Annotated in this window: 9 protein-coding genes; 4 read left to right on the top strand and 5 right to left on the bottom strand. The window is 67.2% G+C overall.

The annotated features are described in order from the left end of the window. On the top strand, positions 1–598 hold a 598-nt coding region (locus JMF90_RS13115; protein ID WP_307730535.1), incomplete at its 5' end, for a hypothetical protein. Positions 599–753: 155 nt separating this feature from the next. Here JMF90_RS13115 and JMF90_RS13110 read toward each other — a convergent pair. Genes JMF90_RS13110 through JMF90_RS13095 form a run of 4 tightly spaced genes read right to left on the bottom strand, consistent with a single transcriptional unit; the run spans position 754 to position 4,218 of the window. Next, positions 754–1,932, bottom strand: a complete 1,179-nt coding sequence (locus JMF90_RS13110; RefSeq protein ID WP_201317239.1) for an ABC transporter ATP-binding protein — start codon at positions 1,930–1,932, stop codon at positions 754–756. Then, the gene (locus JMF90_RS13105) at positions 1,929–2,582 is read right to left on the bottom strand and encodes an ABC transporter permease (RefSeq protein WP_027808151.1); all 654 of its coding nucleotides are present in this window, start codon (positions 2,580–2,582) and stop codon (positions 1,929–1,931) included. The genes JMF90_RS13110 and JMF90_RS13105 overlap by 4 nt, the downstream gene beginning before the upstream one ends. Positions 2,583–2,593: 11 nt before the next feature. Continuing rightward, on the bottom strand, positions 2,594–3,505 hold the full coding sequence (locus tag JMF90_RS13100; protein ID WP_201317240.1) for a glycine betaine ABC transporter substrate-binding protein: 912 nt from the start codon (positions 3,503–3,505) through the stop codon (positions 2,594–2,596). Beyond that, complete coding sequence (locus tag JMF90_RS13095; RefSeq protein ID WP_012337081.1) at positions 3,502–4,218, bottom strand: ABC transporter permease; 717 nt, start codon at positions 4,216–4,218, stop codon at positions 3,502–3,504. Before JMF90_RS13095 ends, JMF90_RS13100 begins: the two co-directional genes overlap by 4 nt. Here JMF90_RS13095 and JMF90_RS13090 point away from each other — a divergent pair. Then, on the top strand, positions 4,217–4,399 hold the full coding sequence (locus tag JMF90_RS13090; protein WP_023476396.1) for a hypothetical protein: 183 nt from the start codon (positions 4,217–4,219) through the stop codon (positions 4,397–4,399). The genes JMF90_RS13095 and JMF90_RS13090 overlap by 2 nt on opposite strands. 482 nt (positions 4,400–4,881) lie before the next feature. Here JMF90_RS13090 and JMF90_RS13085 read toward each other — a convergent pair whose 3' ends face one another. Further along, positions 4,882–5,976 (bottom strand): AraC family transcriptional regulator, encoded by a 1,095-nt coding sequence (locus tag JMF90_RS13085; protein ID WP_201317241.1) that lies wholly within the window; start codon positions 5,974–5,976, stop codon positions 4,882–4,884. A gap of 251 nt (positions 5,977–6,227) precedes the next feature. Here JMF90_RS13085 and JMF90_RS13080 point away from each other — a divergent pair, with 251 nt between their 5' ends. Then, positions 6,228–7,616 (top strand): APC family permease, encoded by a 1,389-nt coding sequence (locus JMF90_RS13080; protein ID WP_201317242.1) that lies wholly within the window; start codon positions 6,228–6,230, stop codon positions 7,614–7,616. 51 nt (positions 7,617–7,667) lie between these two features. Continuing rightward, positions 7,668–8,382, top strand: a 715-nt coding sequence (locus JMF90_RS13075) for an aminotransferase class III-fold pyridoxal phosphate-dependent enzyme (RefSeq protein ID WP_201325148.1), incomplete at its 3' end; no start/stop codon positions are given.

Raw genomic sequence — 8,382 nt, 5'->3', positions numbered from 1 at the left:
TGCGGGACCGATTGCTTCGCAGTGGCGCTTGCGCGCGGCCGGACGGCCAGGCCGACGAGACGTGGGGGGCAGCCGGAACGGCGCGCTCGCGACTGGTACAGAAGCGGATGGCCCGGCGCGGCGAAGTGGCCGCATACTGGCCGGAGCTGGCCGGCCTGCGAGCAGGGGCATCGACCGATCCTCGATCGACGAACGCGGACCACGGACCACGGAGATCACCATGAACAAGCTGTTGCCGATGACGATCGCGTTGCTTGCCGGGAGCGGCATCGGGGCGGCGCCGCTCCATGCCGCCGGCGCGATGGACGCGCCGCCGTGCAGCGCCGCGCATGCGGCGGATCGGGCCGGCGGGAACGGCGCGATGCCGGGCACCTCGGTCCGCAGCTTCTCGACCGCCGGTTGTTCGGGCGCGGTATTGCAGGGCGACCGGGCTACTGCGACGGTCGACGGCGACAGGATCGAGTTGCGCGACGGCGTCGTCTATGTGAACGGGCGATCCTATGGCGCGGTCGCGCCGGCGCAGACGGTCGAATACGAGGCCGCGCGCGACCGGCGCACGTTGAAGGTCGACGGAAAAGTCCGCACGCCGCAGCGCTGAGGCGGATCGCGTGTGCCGGAAAACCGGATGACGGTTGTCATTGCAGCGGTTTTTGACGCGCGATGCTCGAACGAACGCGATGACATTTTTCCGCAACGCGCGGCATTGATCCGCTTCCCGAAGCCGGCGCCACGACGCGCCGGTCCGGGCGCGACTCAGGACGTGGCGACCGCCGCCACCGCCTCGGCCGGGCTGCCCGGCGGCTGGCCGGTTTGCCGGCGCGATCGGCCCGAGCTGAGGTACGCGGCGATCGAATCCTGCGTGATCTCGCCGAGCCACGCACCGTCGGGGTCGAGCACCGGCATCCATGACACACTGTATTGATACATCTTCGACAGCACGATGCGCAGGTTGTCGTCCGCCGCGACGCCGGCCGGGAACGGCGTCACGCGTTCGCCGCACACGCCGCCGCCGTCGGTGCGTGCCGCGCGGCGCGTCACGTAGCCGAGCGCCCGGCCCGCGTCGTCGAGCACGGTCAGATAGCGGCAGTCGGTTTCGTCCATGACCGCCAAGGCATGCGCGAGTGGCGTATCGACGCGCGCCGTTTCGGGTTGCGTGGCGGCGTCGCCGGCCTTCACGAGCAGCAGGCGCTTGAGCGTGCTGTCCTGGCCGACGAACTGCGCGACGAACTCGTCGCGCGGGCGCGCCAGCAGCGTGTCGGGGTGATCGTACTGCACGAGCTGGCCGCGCCGGAACACGGCGATGCGATCGCCCAGCTTGATCGCTTCGTCGATGTCGTGGCTCACCATGATCACGGTCTTGTTCAGTTGCCGCTGCATCTGGAAGAACTCGTTCTGGATCGATTCGCGGTTGATCGGATCGACCGCGCCGAACGGCTCGTCCATCAGCAGCACGGGCGGATCGGCGGCCAGCGCGCGAATCACGCCGATGCGCTGCTGCTGCCCGCCCGACAGCTCGCGCGGATAGCGTTTCAGGTACAGCTTCGGGTCGAGCGCGACCATCGACATCAGGTCGCGCGCGCGTTCGGCGCAGCGCTTCTTGCCCCAGCCGAGCAGGCGCGGCACGACGGTGATGTTTTCCTCGATCGTCATGTTCGGAAACAGCCCGATCTGCTGGATCACGTAGCCTATGTGACGCCGCAGGTCGACTTCATTGAGTTGCGCCGTATCCTCGCCGTTGATGAGCACGCGGCCCGAGGTCGCGGCGATCAGCCGGTTGATCATCTTGAGCGTGGTGGTCTTGCCGCAGCCCGACGGGCCGAGGAACACGCAGATTTCCCCTTCGGGCACCGACAGGCTCACGGAGTCCACCGCGCGTACGGCCTGGCCGTCCTTGCGCGTGAAGGTCTTGGTCAGTTTGTCGAGTTCGATCATGTCTTCTGCACTCCCTTCGGTGTCAATGCACGTTGCAGCATCTGCAGCAGCCGGTCGGCGACGATCGCGAGCAGGCTCACGAGCACCGCGCCCACCAGCAGTTTCATCATGCTGCTCTGTCCGATCGCACGCAGGATCAGCGTGCCGAGGCCGCCCGCGCCGATCACGGCGGCGATCGTCATCACGCCGATGTTCATCACGACCGCGGTGCGCACGCCCGCGAGAATCACGGGCACCGCCAGCGGCAGCTCGACGAGGCGCAGGCGCTGCCACGACGTCATGCCGATGCCGGTGCCGGCTTCCTTGATTCCCCCATCCACGTTGTGCAACGCGAGGTACGTGTTGCGCATGATCGGCAGCAGCGAGTAGAGGAACACGGCGGTGATCGCGGGTGCGGCGCCGATACCCTGGCCGAAGCGCGAGAACAACGGGATCATCAGGCCGAACAGCGCGATGGACGGCAGCGTGAGCACGAGCGTGGCAATGCCGAGCAGCGGCCCGGCGAGCCAGTCGTGGCGATTGATCAGGATGCCGAGCGGTACGCCGGCGACGATCGCGCAGCCCACGGCGATCGCGACGAGCCACATGTGCTGCAGCGTGAGCTGCAGCAGCTCGGGCCAGCTCGAAGCGAGATAGTCGAATACGCTCATCGGTTGCTCCTTCAAGGTAGCGGGTGGGTGCGCAGGAATTCGTCGGCGACGTCGCGCGGCGATTTGCCGTCGAGGTCGACCGCCTTGGCCATCGCCTGCATCGCGTCGTTGTCGAGCGCGGCCGACAGCGCGTTGAGCTGCGTCGCGAGCTTCGGGTTGTGCGCGAGCGTGCCCTGGCGCACCACGGGCGTCGCGTTGTACGGCGGGAAGAAGTGCCTGTCGTCCTCGAGCGGCACGATGCCGAAGCCCTTCACGCGTCCGTCGGTCGTGTAGACGAGGCCGATCTTCAACTGGTTGTTGTGCAGGGCCGTATAGACGAGCCCCGGGTCCATCTGTTTCAGTTGCGCGCGGCTGAACTGCATGCCGTAGGCGGCGAGCAGCGGCTTGAGGCCATCGGGGCGATTCGCGAATTCCGCGTCCATGCCGAACACGTAATGCTTCGCCGCCGGATCGGTCTTCAGGTGCTCGGCGAGCTGCGACACCGTCCGGATGCCGGTGGCCTGCGCGAGCTGGCTCGGCAGGCCGATCGCGTAGGTGTCGTTGAGCGGCGACGCGTCGAGCCACACGAGCCCGCGCGGCACGTCGAGCGCCTTGACGCGCCGGTACATTTCCTCGGGCGACAGCTTGTCCTGGATCTTGTTGTAGACGAGCGCCGCGGTACCCGTGTAATCCCACATCAGGTCGAACTGGCCGTTCTCCAGCGCGCTGCGGGCGAGCGTACTGCCGAGCCCGGCGCGGACTTCGACGTCGTAGCCGCGCGAGCGCAGATACTGCGACGTGAGTTCCGCGAGCACGTATTGCTCGGTGAAGTTCTTCGCGCCGAGCACGAGCTTCGCGGCGAATGCCGGCGTGCTGGCCGCGACGCACAGCGCACTGGCGGCGCACAGGCGTGCGAGCGATCGAAGGATGCGATGAAGCGTCATGCGGCACCTCCATGGCGTGCGAGCCAATGGCGGCTGCCGGCCGCGACGATGCCGTCCAGCACCAGTGCGAGGATCGCGGTGAGCGATGCGCCGAGCAGCAGCAGCGGCTGGTTGTCGAGGTAGATGCCGGGGAAGATCAGCGAGCCGAGGCTGTCCGCGCCGATCAGGTAAGCGAGTGGCGCCGTCCCGACGTTGATCGCGAGCGCGGTGCGCACGCCGCCGACGATGATCGGCAGTGCATTGGGCAGTTCCACGCGAACCAGCGACTGCCAGCCGGTCATGCCGATGCCCTTGGCGGCCTCGCGCAGCGCGGCCGGCACGTTCTTCATGCCTTCGTACGCATTGCGCGTGACGGGCAGCAGCGACGCGAGGAACAGCGCGACGATCGCGGGCACGTTGCCGATGCCGAAGATGCCGAGCGCGATGGCGAGCACCGCGAGCGACGGGATCGTGTTGCCGATGTTGAAGACCTGCATGAAGCGCTCGGCCTGATGCTGGAATCGCGGCCGGCTCAGCAGCACGCCGGCCGGCACGCCCACGGCGATGGCCAATGTCATCGAATAGACGACCAGCAGCATGTGCTGGCCCGCGTAGTAGGCGAGATCGTCCGCGCGCTGATGGAACGTTTCGGCGCCGATGCCGCGCGCCAATGCCCATCCCACGGCGATGATTGCTACCAGGCTGCCCACCAGCTGGACAGTGCGTCGAGTCATGAAGATACGCCTCCTCGATTCGGTGCGGCGCGCGCAGGCGCACGCCGCGATGACGCCGCATGGCGTCGCGATGGAAGTTCGTGATCCCGGCATGGCCGCGATTGAACTGACGGAAACAGTGCTGCCGGCTGCACCGAGGTGCGGCTGGCGGTCGGGTGAACGCAACGACGCGTTCGTCTGATTGTCAGGTTCAGCCCGGCGGCGCCGTAACGGCGAGGCGCGTTCGAGCAGGGCACCGTCTTGTGAAGACGGCATGGATGCGGGCGGCTGGAAGCCGACCGCTGGGGCCGGAGGCCCCTTTGACGTGGCGAAACGGATGCATGCGCAACGAAGTGCGAAATGACATCACGTTGCGCACGAGATCATGCGTTTTGTGATGAAGTTGACGCGAGTATAGAACAATCGATAAATCGCGTCTACCCGGGGGGCGATCGCGGCGATGCGTCGCCGGGAGCGCGGTAGCGAAGCGCTGCGTGCGTAAAAATTGATTCGAAGACCGAATCAGTTAGGTAAAACCGTCGTCGCGGCGCACGCGTGCCGATCACGTTGGTCGGCAGTCGCGCGATCGTCGGCGCGGTCTTCCCGCACACGCCGAGTGCCGCGCGATATTCGACGACTTCGATTCCCGCGACGCGCGTGAACGACGAATACCGCGCATCGGGTTCACGCGTCTGCGTCCGACTCCGAGCGCGGCGTCTTGCCGGTCCAGCGCCGATACGCATGACGGAAGCTGCGCGGCTCGCTGTAGCCGAGCCGCTCGGCGATCGCGGCGACCGTCAACGCGTGATCGTCGAGCAACCGCACGGCTTCGTCGCGACGCACGTCGTCGAGCAACGACTGGAACGTGATGCCGTCCTTGTCGAGCCGTCGACGCAGCGTGCGTTCGGTCAGATGCAGCGCGCCGGCGAGCGCCGTCATCGACTTGAAGCGCACGAGGTCGCGCGCCATCAACTCCTTCGCGCGATCGGCGAAGCGCGTGCCGACCGACGCGGCCCACTGCCGTTCGAGCACCTCGCACTGGCCGTGCAATGCATTGAAGCTGACTTCGTTCGCGAGACGCGGCGCCTCCGTGCCGTTCACGGACGTGAACACGAGCCGGTTGTCGGCCGCATTGAAGACGACCGGGCAGCCGAAGTGGCGCGCGTAGTCGGCCGCGTTGCGCGGCGTGCGGCGCGCGAGCTGCACCTGCTCGGGCCACACCGGCTTGCCGACGAGATCGGACACGATCAGGCGCAGGCTCGACAGGCACATGTCGGCCTGGAATATCTCGAGATCGGGCTCGCCGTTGTAGCGGCCGATGGTCACGCTCATGCCGCCGGCGTGCGCGTCGATGCGCACGTCGAAATACAGCCCCATGAACAGCGGAAACTGGCCCATGCAGCGGAACGCCTGCATCACGGAGCCGCTGATCAGCATCGCGTAGCCGGCGAGACCCAGCGTCGACACATGCAGCCGCGCGCCGATCGACAGCCCGATCGACGGTACGCCGCTGCAGCGCAGCAGGTTGCGGAAGCACCGTTGCTCCTGGCCGCGATTCACGTGCAGGTTCGGCGACGCGACTTCGTCCGCGCCCAGCCCGGTGCCTTCGAGCAGCGCGGCGCCGGCGATGTGCCGCACGCGGCACTCGTCCAGCGCGACCGCGATCGCATGGACCGTGGCGGGGATGTCCTCCTGGCGTCCGGCCGGGCGCGCGAGGCCGAGCGCCGAACGCAGGCTGCGCTCGGCCCGACTCTGGTTTCGTTGGGAACGGCTGTCCATGGTGCCGATGCGGTGACGGGGTCGCACAGAACATAGCCGGAATGTCCGCAAAACGCCAGTGCGGCACAGCAGCATGCAGGGCGGAATGGCGCGATGCGCGACCACATGTCCGGAAATATCCCTCGATTACGTCCGCTTTTCTCATTCGTCGTCGATTTTTTGGCGCACCACACTTTCTTCCAGTCGTGCCCCGCCGGCAGCGCCGGCCGCACGCGTGTTGAAGTCATGGACGCCACCCACGTGAGGACAGCATGGACAACGACAGGCCAGGTCGAACCGCATCGGCCGCCGCGATGCATGAATTCGGCGCGGACGCGCAGCGCGGCGACACGGACGCACGCAAGCCGCATCTGCTCGGACTCTCGACGCTGGTGATCTTCGGCCTCGCATACATGCTGCCGATGACGGTGTTCACGACCTACGGCCTCGTCACGAGCGAGACGAACGGGCATCTGACGGCCGCGTACGCGGTCACGCTGATCGCGATGCTGTTCACCGCGCGCAGCTACGGCCACATGGCGCGGCTGATGCCGAGCGCCGGGTCGGCCTATACGTTCGCGAGCCGCAACTTCGGCACGTCGGCCGGCTTCATGGTCGGCTGGGCGTTGCTGATGGATTACCTGTTCATCCCGATGATCAGCTACCTCGCGATCGGCATCTACATGAAGCAGATCTTTCCGGCGGTGCCGGCCAGCGTGTGGATCGTCGGCAGCATCGCGCTGATCACCGGGCTGAACATCGTCGGCATCCGGCTCGTCAATCGCGTGAACCTGATCCTGATCGCGAGCCAGCTCGTGTTCATCGCGGTCTTCGTGATCGCGTCGGCGCACGTCGCGGCCGGCGAAGGGCTGTCGATGGCCGTCGCGTTGCCGTCGTCCGGCGATGCGCGCGCGATCTTCGCCGGCTCCGCGATCCTGTGCCTGTCGTTCCTCGGCTTCGATGCGGTCACCACGCTGTCGGAGGAAACGCGCGAGCCGCGGCGCACGGTGCCGCGCGCCATCCTGCTCTGCACGCTCGCGAGCGGTCTGCTGTTCATGCTGATCGCATATGTCGGGCAACTGGTGTTTCCCGACTGGCACGCGTTCAAGGATCTCGATTCGGCGAGCCTCGACCTGATGCGGCGAGTCGGCGGCCGCACGCTGTCGGCGTTCTTCGTGGCGGTGTACGTGGCCGGCTGCTTCGCGAGTGCGATGGCGGGCCAGGCGAGCGTGACGCGCGTGCTGTTCGCGATGGGCCGCGACCGCGTGCTGCCCGAATCCGTGTTCGGTCATCTGCATGCGCGATTGCGCACGCCGGTGCGCGCGACGCTCGCGGTCGGCGTCGTGTCGCTGTCCGCGCTGTTCATCACGCTCGATCTTGCGTCGACGATGATCAGTTTCGGCGCGCTCGTCGCGTTCGCGATCGTGAACCTGTGCGTGATGCGCAGCTATCTGGGCCGGTCGGAGCATCGCCACGCCGCGGGCTGGATCGCGTACGGCCTGATGCCGGCGATCGGCTTCGCGATGAACGTGTGGCTCTGGTCGGGGCTGTCGCGCCAGACGTTCTACGTCGGCATCGGCTGGCTCGTGCTCGGGCTCTGCCAGCTCGTATGGCTGACGCGCGGCTTCACGCGCCCGGCGCCGACGCTGTCGATGAATTGAATGGCCGGCATGCGCGATGCCGGTTTTGAAACCCTGAAGGAGGAGTGATCCATGCACGCTGTTGACGTCAATTCCGCTGCGGACCTGCAGGCGCTCGGCAAGCGCCATCTGCTGATGCACTTCACGCATGCCGATGCATACCGCGAGAACGCGCTGACCGTGTTCGACCGCGGCGAAGGCTGCTGGCTCGTCGACCGCAACGGCAAGCGCTATTTCGACGGGCTCGCCGGGTTGTACTGCGTGCAGGTCGGCTACAGCCACGGCGCGGAGATCGGCGATGCGATCCGCGAGCAGATGGCGCGGCTGCCGTTCGCGACCAACTGGGGCGTGGGCCACGAACCGGCGATCCGGCTCGCGCACCAGCTCGCCGCGCTCGCGCCCGAAGGCTTGAACCGCGTGTTCTTCACGTCGAGCGGCTCGGAGTCGAACGAGTCGGCGATCAAGCTGGTGCGCCAGTATCACCAGTCGCGCGGCGAGCCGCAGCGGCGCAAGTTCATCGCGCGGCGCGTCGCGTATCACGGCACGTCGTTCGGCGCGCTCGCGCTGAACGGGATGACGAACTTCCGCAAGCATTTCGAGCCGCTGATGTCGGGCGTGCGCCATGTGGGCAACACGAAGCGCTACGGGCGTCCGGCGGGCGAGACGGAAGCGCAGTTCACGCGCCATCTGCTCGACGAGATCGAATCGCTGATCGTGCAGGAGGGGCCGGACACGGTCGCCGCGATCGTCGTCGAGCCGCTGCAGAACGCGGGCGGCAGCCTGACGC

The sequence above is a fragment of the Burkholderia sp. E168m23 genome (genome assembly GCF_016586125.1).
In the GTDB taxonomy this organism is placed as follows: Bacteria; Pseudomonadota; Gammaproteobacteria; order Burkholderiales; family Burkholderiaceae; genus Burkholderia; species Burkholderia orbicola.
Note: the sequence above shows the minus strand (reverse complement) of the source record. Positions and strands in the feature narration are given on the sequence as shown.